Source organism: Janibacter sp. A1S7 (assembly GCF_037198315.1).
Lineage (GTDB): Bacteria > Actinomycetota > Actinomycetes > Actinomycetales > Dermatophilaceae > Janibacter > Janibacter alittae.
In genome coordinates, this window is sequence record NZ_CP144913.1 from 3152438 (window position 1) to 3171550 (window position 19113).

At 70.8% G+C, this 19113-nt stretch carries 22 protein-coding genes and 1 riboswitch; of the genes, 8 read left to right on the forward strand and 14 right to left on the reverse strand.

Annotated elements, in window-relative coordinates; genetic code table 11:
* Positions 1-69: 69 nt before the first annotated feature.
* The 5 genes from V1351_RS15170 to V1351_RS15190 form a co-directional block, all read right to left on the reverse strand.
* Entirely contained in the window at positions 70-567 is a 498-nt protein-coding gene (locus V1351_RS15170; protein ID WP_338749070.1) for an ASCH domain-containing protein, read from the reverse strand.
* A gap of 64 nt (positions 568-631) precedes the next feature.
* Entirely contained in the window at positions 632-1459 is an 828-nt protein-coding gene (locus V1351_RS15175; RefSeq protein WP_338749072.1) for an ABC transporter permease, read from the reverse strand.
* Positions 1456-2430 carry an ATP-binding cassette domain-containing protein gene (locus tag V1351_RS15180; protein ID WP_338749074.1) on the reverse strand — a complete coding sequence of 325 codons (975 nt, stop codon included), beginning with the start codon at positions 2428-2430 and terminating at the stop codon, positions 1456-1458. The genes V1351_RS15175 and V1351_RS15180 overlap by 4 nt, the downstream gene beginning before the upstream one ends.
* Before the next feature lie 160 nt (positions 2431-2590).
* A complete protein-coding gene (locus V1351_RS15185; RefSeq protein WP_338749076.1) occupies positions 2591-3391 on the reverse strand; it encodes a M57 family metalloprotease in 801 nt (266 codons plus the stop codon).
* A 176-nt stretch (positions 3392-3567) separates the two neighbouring features.
* Positions 3568-4572, reverse strand: coding sequence for an LLM class flavin-dependent oxidoreductase (locus tag V1351_RS15190; protein ID WP_338749078.1), 1005 nt, complete (start codon positions 4570-4572; stop codon positions 3568-3570).
* A 95-nt stretch (positions 4573-4667) separates the two neighbouring features.
* On the opposite strand from V1351_RS15190, the gene V1351_RS15195 reads away from it, so the two are divergent.
* The 3 genes from V1351_RS15195 (at position 4668) to V1351_RS15205 (ending at position 6288) form a co-directional block, all read left to right on the forward strand.
* Positions 4668-5174 carry a SprT-like domain-containing protein gene (locus V1351_RS15195; RefSeq protein WP_338749080.1) on the forward strand — a complete coding sequence of 169 codons (507 nt, stop codon included), beginning with the start codon at positions 4668-4670 and terminating at the stop codon, positions 5172-5174.
* 110 nt (positions 5175-5284) lie between these two features.
* Positions 5285-5506, forward strand: a complete 222-nt coding sequence (locus V1351_RS15200) for a mycoredoxin (RefSeq protein WP_338752569.1) — start codon at positions 5285-5287, stop codon at positions 5504-5506.
* A gap of 2 nt (positions 5507-5508) precedes the next feature.
* Positions 5509-6288 carry a GTPase domain-containing protein gene (locus tag V1351_RS15205; protein ID WP_338749082.1) on the forward strand — a complete coding sequence of 260 codons (780 nt, stop codon included), beginning with the start codon at positions 5509-5511 and terminating at the stop codon, positions 6286-6288.
* 64 nt (positions 6289-6352) lie between these two features.
* On the opposite strand, the gene V1351_RS15210 is transcribed toward V1351_RS15205, so the two are convergent.
* The 9 genes from V1351_RS15210 to V1351_RS15250 form a co-directional block, all read right to left on the reverse strand.
* Complete coding sequence (locus tag V1351_RS15210) at positions 6353-7621, reverse strand: cyclopropane-fatty-acyl-phospholipid synthase family protein (RefSeq protein ID WP_338749084.1); 1269 nt, start codon at positions 7619-7621, stop codon at positions 6353-6355.
* Positions 7618-9003 (reverse strand): FAD-binding oxidoreductase, encoded by a 1386-nt coding sequence (locus V1351_RS15215; protein WP_338749086.1) that lies wholly within the window; start codon positions 9001-9003, stop codon positions 7618-7620. Before V1351_RS15215 ends, V1351_RS15210 begins: the two co-directional genes overlap by 4 nt.
* Positions 9004-9146: 143 nt before the next feature.
* The gene (locus tag V1351_RS15220) at positions 9147-9851 is read right to left on the reverse strand and encodes an alpha/beta hydrolase (RefSeq protein WP_338749087.1); all 705 of its coding nucleotides are present in this window, start codon (positions 9849-9851) and stop codon (positions 9147-9149) included.
* On the reverse strand, positions 9852-11114 hold the full coding sequence (locus tag V1351_RS15225; RefSeq protein ID WP_338749089.1) for a glutaminase: 1263 nt from the start codon (positions 11112-11114) through the stop codon (positions 9852-9854).
* Positions 11115-11149: 35 nt separating this feature from the next.
* Positions 11150-11422, reverse strand: coding sequence for a GyrI-like domain-containing protein (locus V1351_RS15230; protein ID WP_338749091.1), 273 nt, complete (start codon positions 11420-11422; stop codon positions 11150-11152).
* Between the two features lie 141 nt (positions 11423-11563).
* Complete coding sequence (locus V1351_RS15235; protein ID WP_338749093.1) at positions 11564-12601, reverse strand: NAD(P)-dependent alcohol dehydrogenase; 1038 nt, start codon at positions 12599-12601, stop codon at positions 11564-11566.
* Positions 12602-12700: 99 nt separating this feature from the next.
* The gene (locus tag V1351_RS15240; RefSeq protein WP_338749095.1) at positions 12701-13255 is read right to left on the reverse strand and encodes a hypothetical protein; all 555 of its coding nucleotides are present in this window, start codon (positions 13253-13255) and stop codon (positions 12701-12703) included.
* Complete coding sequence (locus V1351_RS15245; protein ID WP_338749097.1) at positions 13239-13484, reverse strand: hypothetical protein; 246 nt, start codon at positions 13482-13484, stop codon at positions 13239-13241. Before V1351_RS15245 ends, V1351_RS15240 begins: the two co-directional genes overlap by 17 nt.
* Positions 13485-13516: 32 nt before the next feature.
* Positions 13517-14479 carry a GNAT family N-acetyltransferase gene (locus tag V1351_RS15250; protein WP_338749099.1) on the reverse strand — a complete coding sequence of 321 codons (963 nt, stop codon included), beginning with the start codon at positions 14477-14479 and terminating at the stop codon, positions 13517-13519.
* A 236-nt stretch (positions 14480-14715) separates the two neighbouring features.
* Positions 14716-14876, forward strand: a riboswitch (cyclic di-AMP (ydaO/yuaA leader).
* On the opposite strand from V1351_RS15250, the gene V1351_RS15255 reads away from it, so the two are divergent.
* The 5 genes from V1351_RS15255 to V1351_RS15275 all read left to right on the forward strand — a co-directional run bounded on the left by V1351_RS15255 (position 14874) and on the right by V1351_RS15275 (position 19111).
* The gene (locus V1351_RS15255; RefSeq protein WP_338749101.1) at positions 14874-15884 is read left to right on the forward strand and encodes an NlpC/P60 family protein; all 1011 of its coding nucleotides are present in this window, start codon (positions 14874-14876) and stop codon (positions 15882-15884) included. It overlaps the preceding riboswitch by 3 nt.
* A gap of 157 nt (positions 15885-16041) precedes the next feature.
* Positions 16042-16740 carry a GTP pyrophosphokinase gene (locus V1351_RS15260; protein ID WP_338749103.1) on the forward strand — a complete coding sequence of 233 codons (699 nt, stop codon included), beginning with the start codon at positions 16042-16044 and terminating at the stop codon, positions 16738-16740.
* Positions 16741-16935: 195 nt separating this feature from the next.
* A complete protein-coding gene (locus V1351_RS15265; protein ID WP_338749105.1) occupies positions 16936-17778 on the forward strand; it encodes a C40 family peptidase in 843 nt (280 codons plus the stop codon).
* 144 nt (positions 17779-17922) lie between these two features.
* Positions 17923-18579: a class I SAM-dependent DNA methyltransferase gene (locus V1351_RS15270; protein WP_338749107.1), complete on the forward strand. Its 657-nt coding sequence runs from the start codon at positions 17923-17925 to the stop codon at positions 18577-18579.
* An 85-nt stretch (positions 18580-18664) separates the two neighbouring features.
* The gene (locus V1351_RS15275; RefSeq protein WP_338749109.1) at positions 18665-19111 is read left to right on the forward strand and encodes an SRPBCC family protein; all 447 of its coding nucleotides are present in this window, start codon (positions 18665-18667) and stop codon (positions 19109-19111) included.
* Positions 19112-19113: the final 2 nt, after the last annotated feature.

Here is a 19113-nt window from a genome sequence, read left to right on the forward strand (position 1 = left end):
CGATGTACCACCGCGCCTGCCGCCCCACCCGGCTGCACCGGCCCGCTGGACACGTCGGCCGGGCAGGCCTCAGGCGGGAGCGGGCTCCGCGTGCAGGACGCGGAAGCGCTCGAGGACGACGGGCATGTCCCGTGCGAAACCCTTGTCGTGGCTCGCGTGCTCGGTGAAGAAGTCCTCGTGCACCCGACGCCAGTGCGCGAGGGACCGGTCGCCCTCCCCCTCGGCGCGGGCGTGCTCCTCGTCGACCTCGTCGAAGGGCACCGTGCGCACCTCCGTCGTGACGACCAGGGCCCGCGGCGTCCCTGCGCTGTCGACGACGATGCCCAGCGTGCCGACGTCGGGCAGGTCCTCGCTCTCCGCCTCGTAGTCCCACAGGGCCGACGACGTCGCAGTCTTGGTCCCCTCGAGCACGAGACCGACCAGCTCATCGGCCTGCTCGGGCGTCGCGCCGAACGCCCACGCCGGAGGTCTCAGTGCCGCGATGATGCTCTCGCCCATGTACGACCTCACGGTCGCCAGATCGGCGTGCTGCTGCGCGCGCTCCCAGAAGGCCTCGATGTCATCCATGCACCCATCCTGCCCTGCCGGCACCCCGTGATTCGCGGGCAGGGCGTCCCCCGTCGCGGGGCAGTCAGCGCAGGACGGTGCGCTGGTAGGTCCGGATCGACAGCGGCACGAAGACCACGAGGATCAGCAGCACCCACGCGAGGGTGTAGATCTCCGCGTGCTGCAACGCCCACGTGTACTCGGCCGCGTCCCGAGCAGCCTGCCCACTCATCCCCTGGGCCGCGAGGGCATCGAGGTTGCCGAAGTTGTCCCGGGCAGCGTGCGCCAGGGTCGAGACGGGATTCCAGCCGGCGAAGGTCCGCAGCACCGACGGCAGGTTCTCGGACGGGACGAAGGTGTTGGCGATGAAGGTCAGCGGGAAGATGACGATGAACGAAGCATTGCCGACCACCTCGGGGGTGCGGACCTTGAGCCCGACGAAGGCCATGATCCAACTGATCGCGTAGGCGAAGAGGAGCAGCAGCACGAACCCGACGACGATCTCGACGATCCCTGCGTGGATCCGCCAACCGATGACAAGCCCCGTCACCGCCATGACCACGAGCGAGATGGTGTTGTTGACCACGTCCGAGAGGGTCCGACCGATGAGGACCGCACCCGGGTGCATCGGGAGCGTGCGAAAGCGATCGATGACCCCCTTCTGCATGTCCTCCGCCATCCCGAATCCGGTGTAGGTGCCGCCGAAGACGACGGTCTGCGCGAAGATGCCGGCCATCATGAACTCGCGATATCCCTCGGCGTTGCTGCCGACGAGGGACCCGAAGACGAAGCCGAAGAGCAGCACGAACATGATCGGCTGCAGCGTGGTGAAGACGATCAGGTCGGGCACCCGCTTGATCTTGATCAGGTTGCGCCGCACGATCGTCCAGGAGTCGCTGACGAGGTGGTTCATGCGCTCTCCTCCTGGATGGCGTCCTCGTCATCGGCCCGGTGACCGGTGAGGGAGAGGAAGGCGTCGTCGAGGGTGGGGCGGCGGATGCCGATGTCCTGGACGGTGATGCCCTCGCCGCCCAGCCGACCCACCGCGTCGACGAGTGCGCTCGTCCCGGTGTCGATGGGGATGATGATCGTTCGCGTGTGCTGGTCGACGTCGGCGTCCCCGATGCCCACCGGCTCCAGAAGGGTGACGGCATCGCCGATGCGGTCACCGTCGGTCACGGTGACCGTCAACCGCTCACCCCCGACCTTCGCCTTGAGCTGGTCGGCGGTGCCCTGCGCGATGATCCGGCCCTGGTCGATGACGACGATGTCGTCGGCGAGGTAGTCGGCCTCCTCCAGGTACTGGGTCGTCAGCAGCACGGTGGTGCCACCACGCACCAGGTCGCGGATGACCTCCCACATGTCTCCGCGCGAGCGCGGGTCCAGCCCGGTCGTCGGCTCGTCCAGGAAGACCACCGGTGGGCGGGTGACGAGCGCGCCGGCGAGGTCGAGGCGTCGGCGCATGCCACCGGAGTAGGTCTTGGCCGACCGGTCGGCGGCGTCCTCGAGACGGAAATCGGCGAGCAGCTCCGTGGCCCGCCCCCGGGCAGCCGCTCCGCCGAGGTGGTAGAGCCGACCGATCATCTCGAGGTTCTCCCGACCCGAGAGGTACTCGTCGACGGCGGCGTACTGGCCGGCGACCCCGATCCGCGAGCGGACGGCGAGCGGATCGGCGACGACGTCGATCCCGGCGACGGTCGCTCGGCCCGAATCCGGCTTGATGAGGGTGGAGAGGATACGTACTGCGGTCGTCTTGCCGGCCCCGTTGGGCCCGAGCACGCCCAAAACGCTCCCCGTCGGCACGGACAGGTCGATGCCCCGTAGGGCCCGGACCTCCCCGTAGTTCTTCGTCAGGCCCTGGGCCTCGATCGCTGCATCGCTCACGATCGGCAAGGCTATGCCAGACCACCGACGGACCCAACACGATTTCGGCGGGAACCACGACAGAGCCGGCCGCCTCCCCGGGGGGTGGAGGAGAACCCGCGGGGAGGCGGCGGTCGGCCCCCTTCGCCTGGGAGGTGGGATCAGGCGACGGGGGCGGTCGTCACGACCCGTAGACGGACTGGATGCCCTGTCGGTCCCAGTCGGTCATGGTCAGGCTCCCGTCGGAGCCGTTGCACTGCGGGTAGTGCATGATCGACGACGAGTCGTAGGGGGTCAGCGGACGCCAGTTGTCGTCCTCGAAGCAGGTACCGGCCTCGGGGCGCGTGTGCTCGTGGCGGAACCCGAGGGTGTGCCCGAGCTCGTGGGCCATGACGTTGTCCGCAGCCCACCCCGAGGTGAAGATCTGGCTGGTGTTGACCAGGACGTTCATGTACCGGTCCGACGAGCTGGGGAAGAAGGCCCGGGCGATGTAGTCGGCCTGCGTGACCGGCTCGACGGAGAAGAGGACGTTGCTGTTGCGGGTGGTGCACCGACCGTCCTGGCTCGCGTCGTGCACGAAGTCGACCCCGGAGCTGGCCGACTCCCACTGGGCCGCGCCGGACGCCATCGCCGCGGCGACCGCGTCGTGGTCGCCGCGGAACCGTGTGCTGACGCAGTAGGTGAGGTTCCTGGCCTCGCCGGCGCTCCACACGTCGTCCTGACCGTAGACCTGGTTGACGACGAGGTTGGTGCTGTTGCCCTGCCCGGTCATCGCATCGTAGAAGTCGCGCAGGTCGGCCTGCGTGCTGACCGGGATGTCACCGTCCACGATGTACTGCCGGTCGGCGTCCCGGTAGGTGTCGGCGCGGAACTCCTGGTACGAGGGCGGGTCGACGTCCTCGGCCTGGACGGCCGTCGCCGCCCCCAACGAGACGGAGGCCGCGATGGCGAGGATGCCGGCAGCGCGGGTGGTACGCGTCATGTGGTTGTCCCTTCCCTGTGGCGAAGGGGGTGCGGTCGCACCTCCTTCGCCCGACGGTAGGGCGCCCGCCTCCCTCGAATCTGCCAGCCGTGAGTACGGGAAGAGCCACGACGTCTCGCGATTTGGTCAGGACATCTGACGACCGGCGCGTGGATCCGACGGAGATCCTGCGTCGCTCAGGCAGTCCTGCCGGCTGCTTCGGCGACGATCTCCAGGGTGCGCACCCGCTGCTCGAGACCGGGTGCCGGGTTGGTCAGGATCAGCTCGTCCGCATCGGCGAGCGTCGCGAAGCCCGCGAGCCCGGCGGCGACCTCGTCGCGGTCACCGGCGACGGTGTGGGTGAGCATGTGCTTGGCCTGGGCGCCGACCTGCGTGTCCAGGAGCGCGACGACCATGTCGTCGTCGATGCGCCCGGAGCCGACGCGACCGGCGAGCATCCGCACCCGGGCGTGCAGGACCTTCTCCTGCGCGGCCTGCGCCGCGGCGGAGTCGTCGGCGGCGATGACGTTCACCGCAGCGATGACGTGGGGCTGCTCGAGCTGCTCACTCGGGGTGAACCGCTCACGGTAGACGCGCACCGCCTGCTCGAGCGCGTCCGGCGCGAAGTGGCTGGCGAAGGCGTACGGCAGCCCGTAGGCCGCAGCCAGCTGGGCGCCGAAGAGGGAGGACCCGAGGATGTAGAGCGGCACATTCGTCCCACGCCCCGGGTACGCGTGGATGCCCTCGATCTGCGTCTCCCCGGTGAGGTAGCCCTGCAGCTCGCGCACGTCCTGGGGGAAGGCCTCGGCAGCACGCGGGTCGGTGCGCAGCGCCCGCATGGTCGCACCGTCGGTGCCGGGCGCACGCCCGAGGCCGAGGTCGATGCGATCGGGGTGCAGCTCGGCCAGGGTGCCGAACTGCTCGGCAATGACCAGCGGTGAGTGGTTGGGCAGCATGACGCCACCGGAGCCGACGCGGATGCGCTCGGTGCGGGCCGCGACGTGGGCGATGAGCACCGAGGTCGCCGCCGAGGCGATCCGCGGCATGTTGTGGTGCTCGGCGAACCAGAGGCGTTCGAAGGCACCGAGGTCGTCGGCCGTCCGGGCGAGCGTGACCGTCTCCTCCAGCGCCTCGGCGACCGGGCGATCGCGGCCCACGGTGGCCAGGTCGAGGAGGGACAGGGGTGGCAACGGGGCAACCATGTCCTCATCGTCTCACCAGTCGGGTGCGCGCCGGACGCCCACCCACCACCCACCGGTGGGCCGCGTCGTCAGGGGTGGCGCCTACTCTCTGGCGCATGGACATCGGGGACGCACGACTGCTGGCGAGGGAGCTGATGGACGAGCACGGCCTCGGGGACTGGACGCTGGTCCTCGACCGTGCCAAGAGACGCGCGGGGGTGTGTCGGTACTCCGACCGGGCGATCGGCCTGAGCGCACACCTGACGCGTCTGCACACGCCGGACCAGGTCCGCGACACCGTCCTGCACGAGATCGCGCACGCGCTCGCGGGGCCCCGAGCCGCCCACGGGCCGCGGTGGCGGGCGAGGGCGGTCGCCATCGGCGCCAGTCCCGATCGGTGCCTGCCCGAGGACGCCGCCCGGATCCCCGGTAGCTGGCTCGGCACCTGCCCACGCGGGCACACCGTCGATCGGCACCGCCGTCCGTCGAGGGTCCTGTCCTGCCGCCGGTGCGGCCCCGGCTTCAGCGTCGACTCGATCTTCACCTGGACCCACCACGGAGTACCGACCGACCCGGGTCCGGGCTATCGTCGCGAGCTGGCCGGCATCCTCGCGGGCCGCTGACCGTGGGGCCGGGGATGGATTTCGGGCCCCGGCATGGTTGGCTGGTGGGTGTGAACGTTCGTGAGATCCTGCCCCCCGGCGTCGACCTGCCCTCCCCGGGCACGGTGACGATGTTCTCCACGACCTGGTGCGGCTACTGCCGCCGGCTGAAGTCGCAGCTGGATCGCGAGGGCATCGGTTACACCGAGATCAACATCGAGAACACTCCCGGCACCGCCGAGCTCGTCGAGACGATCAACGGCGGAAACCAGGTGGTGCCGACGCTGCTCTACCCCGACGGGTCCTCCGCCACCAACCCGTCGCTGCCCGACGTGAAGAAGCACCTGGGCTGACCATGGCCAAGCTGTCCCAGCCGACCAAGGCCGCGATCGGCACCAGCCTCGCCGGTGGCGCCTTCTCGGCCCTGTCCAGTGCTCCACTGCAGTTCGGGCACCTCTTCCGGGGGCGCTTCCCGACGGTGGCCGTGACGGGCATGACCGGTGTCGGCAAGACCCGCTTGGCCGACCGTCTTGCCCGGCGGGCCTCCGTCGAGGCCACTCTCGACGACGGCTCGGCGACGATGGAGCGACGTACGCGCAAGACCGCCAAGGGTCGCGGCTTCCGTTTCCGGGTCGTCCCGGGTGACAACGCCGCGACGCGGCTGTCCGCGCTCGACGAGGTCTTCCACGACGACCCGGTCGACGGCGTGCTGCACGTCGTGGCCAACGGCCACGCCACACCGCGCGGGTCCATGTCGACAGACGCCACCCGCGAGGAGCTCCTGGCGACCGAGCTGGAGGACTTCGCGATCACCGCGCACCGGATCGCCTCGATGGCCGTGCGGCGCGACCGACCGATCTGGGTGGTCATCGTCGTGACGAAGGCCGACCTCTTCACCGACGACGTGGACGACGCCGTCAGGTACTACTCCCCCGGCAGCGGCACCCCCTTCGGCGCCAAGGTCGACGAGCTGCGCTCGCTCGCCGGCAGCGCCCGCCTCTCCGTCGACGTCCTGCCGATGTTCACCGAGGCCGAGACCGTCACCGGCAGGGAGAAGAAGCAGGCCGACCGCGGCTCCGCGGAGCTGATCAGCCGCCTCGAGTCCCGGATGGCCCAGCTCAGCGGCCACGTCTGACCCTCCGGGCGCCCACGGTCCGCAGGACGACCGGTGCACCAGACCCTCTCGACCAGCGGGCCACTCAGAAGGTGTGCCGCAGCGGGTAGCTGCTGACCCCCTTCGCGTCCGTGCGGGTCGCGAGCACGTGGGAGAGCTCGAGCTCGTGCCGCTCGAAGGCGATCCGGGAGCCGGTCATGTACAGCCCCCACACGCGGGCAGTGCCCTCGCCGACCTCCGCGACGGCCTCGTCCCAGTGCGCCTCGAGGTTGCGGTTCCATCCGGCGAGGGTCATGGCGTAGTGGGGACGCAGGTTCTCGGCGTGCTGCACCTCGAGACCGACGTCCTGGGCCGCGCCGAGCACCGTGCCCATCCCGATCAGCTCCCCGTCGGGGAAGACGTACCGGTCGATGAACGCACCGGTCTGCTGACGCCGGTTGTCCGGCCGGGTGATGCAGTGGTTGAGCAGTCGTCCCCCGGGACGCAACTTGTCGCGCAGGGTGGTGAAGTACGCCGGGTAGTTGCGCACGCCGATGTGCTCGGTCAGGCCGATCGAGCTCACCGCGTCGAAGTCACCCTCCGGCACGTCGCGGTAGTCCATGAACCGCACCTCGGCGAGGTCGCCGAGCCCGGCGCGGTCGATGGCCTCCTTGGCCCAGTCCGCCTGTGCGCGCGAGAGGGTCACGCCGAGCGCCTTGACCCCGTACTCGCGAGCGGCGTGCATGACCATCCCACCCCAGCCGCAGCCGACGTCGAGCAGCCGCTGACCGGGCTGCAGGTCGAGCTTGCGGGCGATCAGGTCGTACTTGGCGAACTGTGCCTCCTCGAGCGAGGACGCCACCGTCGGGAAGAGGGCGCAGGTGTAGGTCATCGACGGACCGAGGACCAGCTCGTAGAAGCGGTTGGAGACGTCGTAGTGGTGGCTGATGGCCTCCGAGTCGCGGTGCTTGCTGTGCCGCACGCCCTCGAAGACGCGCCGCCAGCGCGGGAGGGTCTCCTGCGGCGGCACCGGCGGCGGGTCGAGGTGGCGCCAGCCGAGCCCGCGCACGAGCTCGAGCGCCTCGCGCGGACCGGGCATGTTCCAGCGCTCCTGGTTGCGCATGGCGTTCATCAGCGGGTACGGGTCGCCGGGGTGGAACCCGGTCGCCACGAGGTCCCCCATGATGTAGGCCCGCGCCACGCCGAGGTCGCCGGGCGCCGTCAGCAGATAGGACAGACCACGCTCGGTGCGCAGGTCCATGGTGAAGGGCGCGTCCGGCGGCCCGGCCGAGCTACCGTCGTACGCCGTGATGTGCACCGGGAGTTCCTCCGGCACGAAGGATGCCAGCGCCTCAGCGATCGCGATCCTGCTCATTTCCTGCCCACCGCCTTCTCGTAGAGGCCGGTCAACCGGCCGTCCGGGTCGTACTCGTCTCGTACTCGGGTGAGGTTCTCGCCATCGTAGAGACGGTCGAAGACCTCTCGCTCGTAGTAGGCCTCGGAGTAGAGGGACTTGTGCCCGCCCAGCTCATGCACCGTGGCCTCGATGGCGCGGTTCAGCGGGCCCCTGGGTGCCTCGTCGCCGACGGGCACCGTGCCCCAGAACCCGACGTTGACGTAGGTGACCCCCGGACGAAGGGGGTAGGTGGGCCAGGTGCGCACCCGGCCGTCGACCTCCCGGAGGCGAAGGGGGCACAACCACACCGGACGCATACCCACCTCGGCGTCGAACCACGCGAGGAACTCCGGCAGCCGGTCGAGGGTCACCTCGACGTCCTGGATGACCCGCTCGCGCCGCGGCCGCCCCGCACGGGCGTCGAGGCGGTCGATGACATCGAAGCGCCGGTCGAGGCCGATGATCGTGTGGTAGACGTCCGACCGCCGCCAGCGGCGGGGCCAGACGCGGCGCACCCAGGGGTTCTGCACGCCGAAGGCGCCGGAGCACCAGAACCAGTCGGTGTCCCAGCGCCAGAGGTAGTCGTGGGTGGTGAGCAGGTCGGTGGTGCGCTCCCGGAGGGAGCGGTAGTAGATCTGCTGCCCGGTGTAGTCACTCGTCGGGCGGGCGTCATCGGTCCACGTCCCGAGCGTCAGGTAGAGCTCGTCCGGGGAGAAGGCGACCCCGTCCAGCGCGTCGACCCGAGTCCCCTCGTGCTCGCCATCGGCGACGATCGCCTCCACCGCCTCGACGAGCGACCGCGCGTCGTCGAAGCGCAGGTGCCGCAGAGCCACCCGGGAACGCACCGGCTCGAGCTCGATCTGCAGCCGGGTGGCGTACCCCAGCGATCCGTAGGAGTTGGGGAAGGCAGCGAAGAGGTCGGCGTGCTCACCGTCCGGGGTGGCGGTGACGACCTGACCGGAGCCGGTGAGGACGTCCATCTCGAGGACGGACTCGTGCGGCAGGCCGTTGCGGAAGCTCGTCGACTCGATGCCCAGCCCGGTGACCGCTCCGCCGAGGGTGATCGTGCGCAGCTGCGGCACGACGAGCGGGATGAGGCCGTACGGCAACGTGGCCGCGACGAGGTCCTCGTAGGTGCACATGCCCTGCACCTGTGCGGTGCGGTGCCGGGCGTCGACCTCGATGACGCCGGTCAGGCCGGAGACGTCGAGGCCGGGTGCGTGGGTGCCAGAGCGGGGCCGGAAGAGATTGGAGGTCTTCTTCGCCAGGCGCACCGGTGCGCCGCGGGGGATCGCGTCGTGGGACCGCACGAGGCGGTCCACGGCCTCGGCGTGCGAAGCCCAGCCAACTGTCTGCGCCATACACAGAACACTATCCCTCGTCCGGTGGACCGCCACACCCGGTTTTCGAGCACCGGACACCGCCCGCACCCCCCCGTCGCACCTGCCCGGGCTCCCGCGCCCGGACACGAATCGCCGCAGCACGTTCGACGGGAGCGAGCCGGTCAGCCAGCGAAGTCGACGATGACGTCGAGGCACTCGCTCGGCGCCTCCCACAGCGTGTTGTGGTCGCGCCCCTCGACCAGGACGCGGCGAGCATCCGGGATGACCGACCCGAGGACCGCGCTCATCTGCGGGGGGACGAGAGAGTCCTGCGCGCCGTGCACGAGCAGCGTGGGCACCGTGACCCGGTCGGCGAGCGCGTCGGTCTCCCACCGGTCCGGCACGAGGAGGCGCGGGAAGGCGCGCACCACCCGACGCACCATCGCGGTCATCGAGATGAAGGGCGAGACGAGGACCAGGCGGCCGCCCCCTTCGCCGTCCTGCAGGTGCCCGTCCGCGGCGAGGTGGGCGGCGACCGCGGATCCGAGCGACTCACCCACCAGCAGCGTGTCAGCGGCGGCGAGCCCGCCCTCGCGCAGGTGGTCGAGGCCGTCCGCGGCGGCTGCGAGGATCCCCGCCTGCGAGATCCGCTGACCGGCAGCCGGGCCGTACCCGGGGTACTCGATCGCTGCGAAGCCGAGACCGTGCCGGGCGAAGAGCTCCGCGAGCGGGGCGATGGAGGCGAGGTCGGACCCGTTGCCGTGCAGGTAGACCACGGTGCGCCCGCCCCGGGGCGCGGGGCGATGGAGCAGGTGGGTCCCGCCCGTCGTCGTCTCGTGCTCGGTACCGGCGTAGTCGGGCACCGGGTAGATCAGGCGACGCAGCATCTAGATGGCCATCGGCGGCGGGCCGAGCAGGATGCCGTCACCGGGATCCGGATCGGGGAGGACGTCCCCGCTGTCGACGATGTGCACGACGTAGCCGTCGAGGCGCATCCGTCGCATCCCCTCGAGCAGCATCCTGCGGGCGACGCTCTCGATGTCGTGGACCTCGGTCAGGTCGACGACGACGGTGCGCTCCGGCGGCGGGTCCTCGCTGAGCCACTGCAGGACACGCTCGGCGGCGGTGAAGCCGATCAGGCCGGACAGCTCGAAGACGCGCACGGCGTCCTCTCCCTCGCCGACGACACGGACTGCGTGGACGACCGAGCGCGCCGGCGGGGCGACCTCCATCAGGTGCAGCCCCATGTCGGCGGACAGGCGCTCGAAGGTCTCGATCCCGCGCACGCTGTTGCCGTGCTGGTCCAGGCGCGGGGAGAAGGTCGAGATGCCGAGCTGCCCCGGCAGGGAACCGATGATGCCGCCGCCGACACCGCTCTTGGCGGGGATCCCGACGGTGGAGACCCAGTCGCCGGCGGAGTCGTACATGCCGCAGGTGAGCATGACCGAGAGCAGCTGGCGCACCTGCTCACCGGAGAAGACGCGCTTGCCGGTCACCGGCTGCACGCCGCCGTTGGCCAGGGTCGCCGCCATCACCGCGAGGTCACGTGCCGTCACGAGCACCGCGCACTGGCGGGAGTAGGCGCTGATGACCTCCTCCGCCGGGTCGGTGATCAGCCCCTTGCTGCGCAGCATGTGGGCGATCGCGAGGTTGCGGTCGCTCGTGTGCACCTCGGACTGCCAGACCTCCTCGTCCACCCCGAGCTCTCGACCGGCCAGGTCGCACAGGAGGCGGTGGATCAGATCGAACCGCTCACCGGCGTCGATGCCGTCCCTCCCGACGAGCGTGTGGGCCGTGATGGCACCGGCATTGATCATCGGGTTGCGGGGTCGCCCGGTGCTCGCCTCGAAGGAGAGCTCGTCGTAGGGGTCGCCCGAGGGCTCGACATCGACCTTCTCCAGGACGGCGGCCAACCCCCGCTCGCGGATCGCCAGACCGTAGACGAAGGCCTTGGAGATCGACTGCATCGTGAATTCGACGTCGCCATCGCCCACCGAGTAGATCGAGCCGTCGACCGTGGCCATGGCCAGACCGAAGTACCTCGGGTCCACCCTGGTCAGCTCGGGGATGTACGAGGCCAGCTCGCCACCGGTCGACGACGCGCACGCATCGGCGACCTCCGCCAGGTAGTCCGGGACGGGAGTATGCATGCGGCGATCCTGTCATGGCCGACCCTGCGTCCGGTTCAGGCGAGCGGCACGCACACCTCGGTGAGCAGGTCCTCCGGTGCGGTCTGGCTGGGGTCACTCAGGGAGCGGTTGAAGCCGAGCCGCTCGATCGGGTCGTCGAGACCGTGGCGCTCGGCGGGCACCGGGCCCTCCGCCGCGACGAACTCCTCGATCCCGGCGTGCGCCCCGACGATGAGCGTGAAGGGACCCTCGACCCTGGCCATGACGACCTGCTGCTCCGGGACCTCGTGCACCTCGAGCGGGGCCTCGACGGCGGTGCCGGCGGGCACGGGGAGCCAGATGGACAGGGTCGGGTCGCCCTCGCGGTACTCCCCGACGGGCCGTCAGCCGCTGCTGGACCCGTCAGGTCGGCTCGACCCGCCCAGGACGGGCGGCGCAGGCGCGGCCGCCCTCGCCCGGTCCCGTGCCTCTCAGATCGTCGCGGCGTCGATGACGAAGCGGTAGCGCACGTCGGATGCCAGCACGCGCTCCCAGGCCTCGTTGACCTTCTCCGCCGGGATGACCTCGACCTGGGAGCCGATGCCCTTCTCCGCGCAGAAGTCGAGCATCTCCTGGGTCGCGGGGATGCCACCGATGAGCGACCCGGCGAGGTTCTTGCTCCCCGCGATCAGCGAGAAGGCGGGCACCGCGAACGGCTCCGGTGGTCCGCCGAGGTTGACCATCGTCCCCTCGGGCCGCAGGAGCGACATGAACTCGGCGATGTCCAGCGGAGCGCTGACGGTGCTGATGATCAGGTCGAACTGCCCGCGCAGGTCCGTGAAGGTGGTCTCGTCGCTCGTGGCCCGGTAGTCGGTGGCACCGAGCGCGAGCCCGTCCTCCTGCTTCTTCAACGACTGGGACAGCACGGTCACCTCGGCGCCGAGCGCGACCGCGAGCTGGACCGCCATGTGGCCCAGTCCGCCGAGGCCGACCACGGCGACCTTCGAGCCCTCTGCGACGTTCCACCGGCGCAGCGGCGACCACGTCGTGATCCCGGCACACAGCAGCGGGGCGGCGACGTCGAGGGCCAGACCCTCGGGGATGCGCAGCACGAAGTCCTCGGTGACGACGACGTGGGTGGAGTACCCGCCCTGGGTGATCGTCCCGTCGACGTCGGTCGCGTTGTACGTCCCGACCTGCTTCGGGCAGTACTGCTCGTTGCCGGCGAGGCAGGCCGCGCACTCGCCGCACGAGTTGACCATGCAGCCCACGCCGACGCGATCGCCGACGGCGTGCTTCGTCACGCCGGGCCCGACCTCGACGACGGTGCCGGCGATCTCGTGGCCGACGACGACCGGATAGTTCGCCGGGCCCCACTCACTACGACCGGTGTGGATGTCGCTGTGGCAGATGCCGGCGTAGGCGATCTCGATGAGGACATCGTGCTCACCGACGTCGCGGCGCTCGATGGTGGTCTCGGTCAACGGATCGGTGGCGGACGTGGCCGCCCAGGCCTTCACGGTGCGCACGAGGGCGCTCCTCTCATCGGGGCAGGGAGTGACCCCAGTCAACTCCTCCCCCGCCGTCACCGCCAAACCCCGGGCGAGTGACTGCATGCGGCCCGTTCGTCAGGCGTCCTCGACGGGCACGCCCGTGTCGCGCACGAGGTAGATCCACGGGAAGGCCCGGATCGCCACCTGCCAGCCATCGGTCTCGAAGCGGCGGACGGGCCCGGTCCACACCACGCGCTTGTGCTCCCACTGGGTGGTCGTGCGGCGGACCCTGTGCGTGAGCATCCCGGCACCGACGGTGCGCCATCCCTGTCGACCGGCGATCTCGAGCTCCGCCATCTCGTCGAAGGCCGTGACCGGCCCGAGCCACCGCTCCTGCCCGTCGCTGCGCCCGTCGTCGTGGGCGTCACCCCTGCGGGCGCCGAAGCGCTGCTGGGCCGCCTGCCTGCTCATCCCGAGGACGTCGCCGAGGCTCGCCCAGCTGTGGCCGGCGCCCCTGGCCGCACCGACGGCGTGATGCAGGAGTGCATCGACCTCGTCCTCGGCGGCGGCTGCGCGCCGGACGATCGCGAGGTGGTCCTGGTGGCCGTCCTCGACCTCGAGGCCGGCCAGGATCGCGGCGCCCAGGGCCTGCGCCAGGGCGGGGGCCTCGTGCTCAGCGCCCACTGTCACGACTCGGCAGCCACGCGCCCGGCTCCACCCCGCGTGCCACGGACTCTTCCGCACCGTGGAGCATTCCGAGGACGAACGCCCCGACCAGCGCGAGAGCGAAGCTCGCCCCCTGCAGCGCCCCGCCGACGAATCCGTCGGGGCCGAGATCGATGCTCACGAAGAGCGCCACCGCGCCCACCGCCAGGAGCGCCCACATGAGGCGCCGGGTCCGCTGAGTGGTTGTCGCCATGCGTCAACACTGCCTTGACATCGACCAGCATGTCAAGCGCCGGTTGACATGTCGTGGACGAGCAGCCGCAGCAGCGGTGCGGCGTCGTCGGGCAGGTCGGCGGTGGGATCGAGCCAGCGCACCTCCTCGATCTCGGCGGCGGGGACGACATCCGGCCGGGACCGTGCCGACAGGTGGGGATGGCTGAAGACACTCGCGATGAGCGGGCGGCCGACCTCGTTGGCGGCGGCGGTCCGGTACACCCCGACCAGGTCGAGCAGCTGCGGCTCGAGCGTCAGACCGAGCTCCTCCAGGACCTCGCGCAGCGCGCACTGCGGCGGCGCCTCGCCCGCCTCGGGCTTGCCACCGGGATGCATGAAGGAGGTCGTCCCCCGCTTGCGGACGGTGAGCACGGACCCGTTGGCATCACGCAGGACCACGGCGCTGACGACGATCGCGTCGCCGACGTCGCGCGGATGATCGGTGGCCAGAGCGGCATAGACGAGTGAATCGGTCCACTCGCCCTTGCTCCACCAGTCCTGACGGTGCCGGGCCTCCAGGTGCATCCCGAGCCGCTCGCACAGGGCCGCGGAGGCGGTATTGCGTGCGTCCAGCTGCGCGACGATGCGGTGCATCCCGTACCGCCCGAACCCGACCTCGAGGATCGCCCGCGCCGCCTCGTTCGCGAACCCCTGCCCCTCGACGTCCGGGTGGAAGACCCAGCCGATCTCCCCCTTCGTCCCGGTCCCGTCGCTGGCCCACAGCCCGACATCGCCGATTACCTGCCCCTCGTGCTCGACGACGACGGTGAGCGCCCGCCCCGGGGTGTCGAGACCGACACCGCCCATCCGCTCGGCGACCACGGCCCGCCCGGACTCCAGCGTCCACGGCCGGCTCAGCAGGTAGCGCGCCACCTCGGGGCGGGAGTAGTAGGCGAGCAACGCATCAAGATCCGACTCGACGTAGGGGCGCAGGACCAGGCGCTCGGTGCGGATGGGGACGAAGGGGGCGGACACGGCGTTCAGGATGCCCTCCGGAACACCGCCGGGTCACCTCCGCACCAGCGGAAGGATCGACCAGCCCACGGTCGCAGACCTCCGCCATAGCGCCTTTCTGCGAGTCTGGCCGTTTCCTGAACGCGGTGTTCAGATTTCTTGACCCCAGCGTGACCATTTCGTGTCCTGATGGGTTAGTCTCGTCCACGCCGCCGCACCCAGCGGAGGCCCGCTCTGGTCGCCGAGTCCTGCCACCCGGATCGGAACAGCACAAACAGGAAGTGGCAGGAGCGGGGGACCCACGACCTCTGGCCGACAGGCCTCGGGGTGAAGTCCTTCGGCCCGGACATCCGGGCCCGGACGGGTGGTCTCCATCCCAACCCGACAGCTAACCCCGCAGGCGCAGGAGAGACCGATGACCCACTTCTATGCAGGTCGCCACCGCGCCCAGCAGCTGCCCACCCTCCGCAAGACCGGTCTGAGCGTCGCTGCGGCCGCAGCGTTCGGCCTCACCGCCCCGGCCCTGCTGACCACCGGCAGCGCCTCCGCCGCGCCGGCGACCGTCAGCACCCCGTCGGCCCCGAGCACGACGACCACCTTCTCCGGGATCGTCAGCTACGGCGACCGCGGCTCCGTGGTCCGCAAGATCCAGCGCGTGGTCGGCACCAGCGCCGACGGCATCTTCGGCCCCGCGACGCTCTCGGCCGTCAAGCGCTACCAGGCCGGCCACGGCCTGACCGTCGACGGCGTCGTCGGACCCCGCACCGGATCCGAGATGGGGCTGGGCGGCTCGACGTCGGGCTCCAGCGCGTCGACCCGCACGTCGAGCAGCACCACCAACTTCTCCGGCGTCGTCAGCTACGGCGACCGCGGCTCGCTCGTGCGCGAGATCCAGGGCGTCGTCGGCACCGGCACCGACGGCGTCTTCGGTCCCGCGACGCTCTCGGCCGTCAAGCGCTACCAGGCCGGCCACGGTCTGACCGTCGACGGCGTCGTCGGCCCCCGCACCGGCTCGGTCATGGGCCTGACCGGCTCGACGAGCTCCGACCGCGCCTCGCGCGACAGCGACCGCACCTCGCTCTCCGGGAGCGCGAGCACCAGCTCGGTCCTGGCGACTGCGGCCAGCCTGGTCGGCACGCCCTACCGGTACGGCGGGACCACGCCCAGCGGCTTCGACTGCTCGGGCTTCACCCAGTACGTCTTCGCCAAGCACGGGATCTCCCTCCCGCGTACGGCCGAGCAGCAGCGTCAGGCCACCACCCGCGTGTCCTCGCCCCAGCCGGGCGACCTCGTCTTCTTCGGTGCCCCGGCGTACCACATGGGTATCTACGCCGGGAACGGCATGATGTACGACTCCGGCAACTCCCGCGTGCCCGTCTCCAAGCGGGCGATCTGGACCTCGAACGTGACCTACGGTCGCGCCTGATCCACTCCTGCGACGACGACGGGCCCCGACCACACGGTCGGGGCCCGTCGCCGTCCCGGGTCCGGGCCGGGTCCGTGGTGGGACCGGAGCACGACGGGGCCCCTCTTCGTCGCGTCCTAGGCTGGTGGCCGATGCACACCGATACTGCGGAGACGACATGAGCGGGACACCCGAGCTGTCCGACGAGGCCGTCCGCCGCTTTGCCCGGATTCGCGAGGACTTCACGCGGATGATGCTCGGGTACCGCTTCGGCATGGAGCAGGTGGCGACCCGGCTGGACATCCTCCGCGAGGAGTTCACCGAGCTGCACCAGGACAATCCGATCGAGCACATCTCCACGCGACTGAAGAGCCCCGAGAGCATCATCGCCAAGGCGGCCCGCCAGGGTGTCGAGCTGGAGATCGAGCCACTGCGGCAGGCGATCACCGACATCGCCGGCATCCGCGTCGTCTGCCCCTTCGTCGCCGACGTCTACCGGCTCGTCGACTCGCTTACCGAGCAACCGGACATCACGGTGTGCACCGTCAAGGACTACATCGCCAACCCCAAGCCGAACGGCTACCGTTCCCTGCACGTCATCCTGGAGATCCCCGTCTTCCTGTCCTCCGGGGCAGTGCAGGTCCCGGTCGAGGTGCAGTTCAGGACCGTCGCGATGGACTTCTGGGCGAGCACCGAGCACAAGATCTTCTACAAGTACGAGGGGGACGTCCCCGCCGACCTGCGCCGGCGCATCACCGAGGCGGCCTCGACCGCGGCCCGGATGGACGAGGAGATGGCCGACCTGCTCCGCCGCGTCCACGGGGAAACCGGCGGACCTCCCGACCAGGCCCGGATCGCCGGTCCGGAGTTCATCTGAGGCGATCGGGAGTCCGGGCACGGACACCCCGTCGTTATTGATTCGTTACCTGATGCCCTACGGTGGTCCGCGGCTCCGGCATGCGCCAGAGCCCCGTCGGGAGCGCCGCGTCCTGCCGAACCCGACGGCCCCCTGTTCGACACAGGCAGGAGCGGGCTGCCGACAGCCGGCGGTCCGCAGGCGTGAGGAGAATCCATGACCATGTTCTACGCCGGGAGCCACCGCGCGCCCCGCACGGCCCCGACCACGACCCAGCGCGCCGGAGTCGGCCTCGTCGCCGCCGCCGCGCTCAGCCTGGGCGCGACCACCATGACCGCGACGAGCGCCTCCGCCAACGCGGGGGGCCCGACCGGCAGCGCGCCGGCACCGTCGGGCACGGCCACGACCGGGTCGTCGAACTTCAGCGACGACGTACGTCTCGGCGACGAGGGTGACGTCGTCACCGAGATCCAGCAGCAGGTCGGTGCCACCGAGGACGGCGCCTTCGGCCCCGAGACCGAGGCGGCCGTCCAGGAGTGGCAGGGCGACAACGGCCTCGCCGCCGACGGTGTCGTCGGCCCGGAGACCGGCTCCGCGATGGGGCTGGACGGTGGGGCCGAGTCCACGTCCAGCGCCTCCGGCGGTGGGGCCACCTCCGTGGCGGGCAACGGCGGGGCCACCTCCGTGGCGAGCAACGGCGGGGCGACCTCCGTGGCGAGCGATGCCGACAGCGGCTCGCTCCTGGGCACGGCCGCGAGCCTCGTCGGGACCCCGTACGTCTACGGCGGCGAGGACCCCTCCGGTTTCGACTGCTCCGGCTTCACCCAGTACGTCTTCGCCCAGCACGGGATCGACATCCCGCGGATGACCGGCGACCAGCAGGCCGCGGCCACCCCCGTGTCCGACCCGCAGCCGGGCGACCTGGTCTTCTTCGGCTCGCCGGCCTACCACGTGGGCATCTACGCGGGCGACGGCCAGATGTACGACTCCGGCACGGAGGGCTCGACCGTCACCAAGCGTGACATCTGGACGGCGAACGTGACGTACGGTCGCTTCTGATCCGATCCTCGCAGGGCCCCGACCGGCAACGGTCGGGGCCCTTCGCAACTGCCCGGGCTCTTGCAACCCCCGGACCAATGCCGCGCAACTGCTTGGGCTCCTGCGCAGACCGAGCGGTCCGCGGCAGATGGCAGGCTAGGGGGCATGGGCAGCGAACAGACGGAACACGACCACGCGGGACACACCGGCACGGGGAACTTCGACGACAAGGCCGCCACCTGGGACGAGGACCCGGACAAGGCCCGCCAGTCGGGTGAGGTCGCCCGCGGCATCGCCGCAGCAGTGCCGCTGGCCCCACGCAGCCGGGTGCTCGAGTACGGCGCGGGCACCGGCCTGGTCACGATCGCGCTGCTCGACGACCTCGTCGAGCCGACCCTCACCCTGGCCGACAGCTCCTCCGGCATGCGTCAGGTGCTCGCCGACAAGGTCGAGGCGGGGGTCCTCCCTTCGCCGACCCGGGTCTCGGACCTCGACCTGGAGACCCACCCGGTCCCGACCGACCACTACGACCTGATCCTCTCCTCGATGGTCATGCACCACGTGAAGAGCTTCGACGTCGTGCTCGGCGCCTTCTTCGAGATGCTCGACCCGGGCGGTCACCTGTGCATCGCCGACCTCGACGCGGAGGACGGCTCCTTCCACGGGCACGACTTCGACGGGCACCACGGCTTCGACCGGGTGAGCCTGCAGGCATCCGTGGAGCGGGCCGGGTTCACCGACGTCACCGTCTCGGACTGCTCCTCGATCACCCGCGAGGACGCCACCTATCCCGTCTTCCTCGCGGTCGCCCGCAAACCCTGAGACCCCCGCGCGACGCCACGGTTCCCGCATGATGGGCCCCGGCACGGGTAGGTCGGGGGTCCCCCTGCCTACCGTGGAGCGCTCCATGCCAGAGAACTCGATCGTCATCGATGCCCCACCCGGCGCCGTCTGGGAGGTGCTCGCCGACGGGTGGCTCTTCCCGCTGTGGGTCGTCGGTGCCTGCCGGATCCGCGACGTGGAGCCGAGCTGGCCGGCAGCGGGAAGTCGCATCCACCACTCCGTCGGCGTGTGGCCGGGCGTCATCGACGACGACACCGAGGTGCTGGCCTCCGAAGAGGCAACGGCGCTGCGCCTGCGGGCCCGGGCATGGCCGATGGGCGAGGCAGAGGTCCTCATCACCGTGGCTCCCTCCGGCCGGCAGAGCGAGGTGACCATCGTCGAGGAGGTCGTCTCCGGTCCCGGTCGGCTCGTGCCCGCAGTGGTCATGGGGATCGGGATCTCCTGGCGCAACAAGGAGACCCTCCGTCGGCTCGAGCTCCTCGTCGAGGGCCGCGCCGCCCGATCGGTCTGACG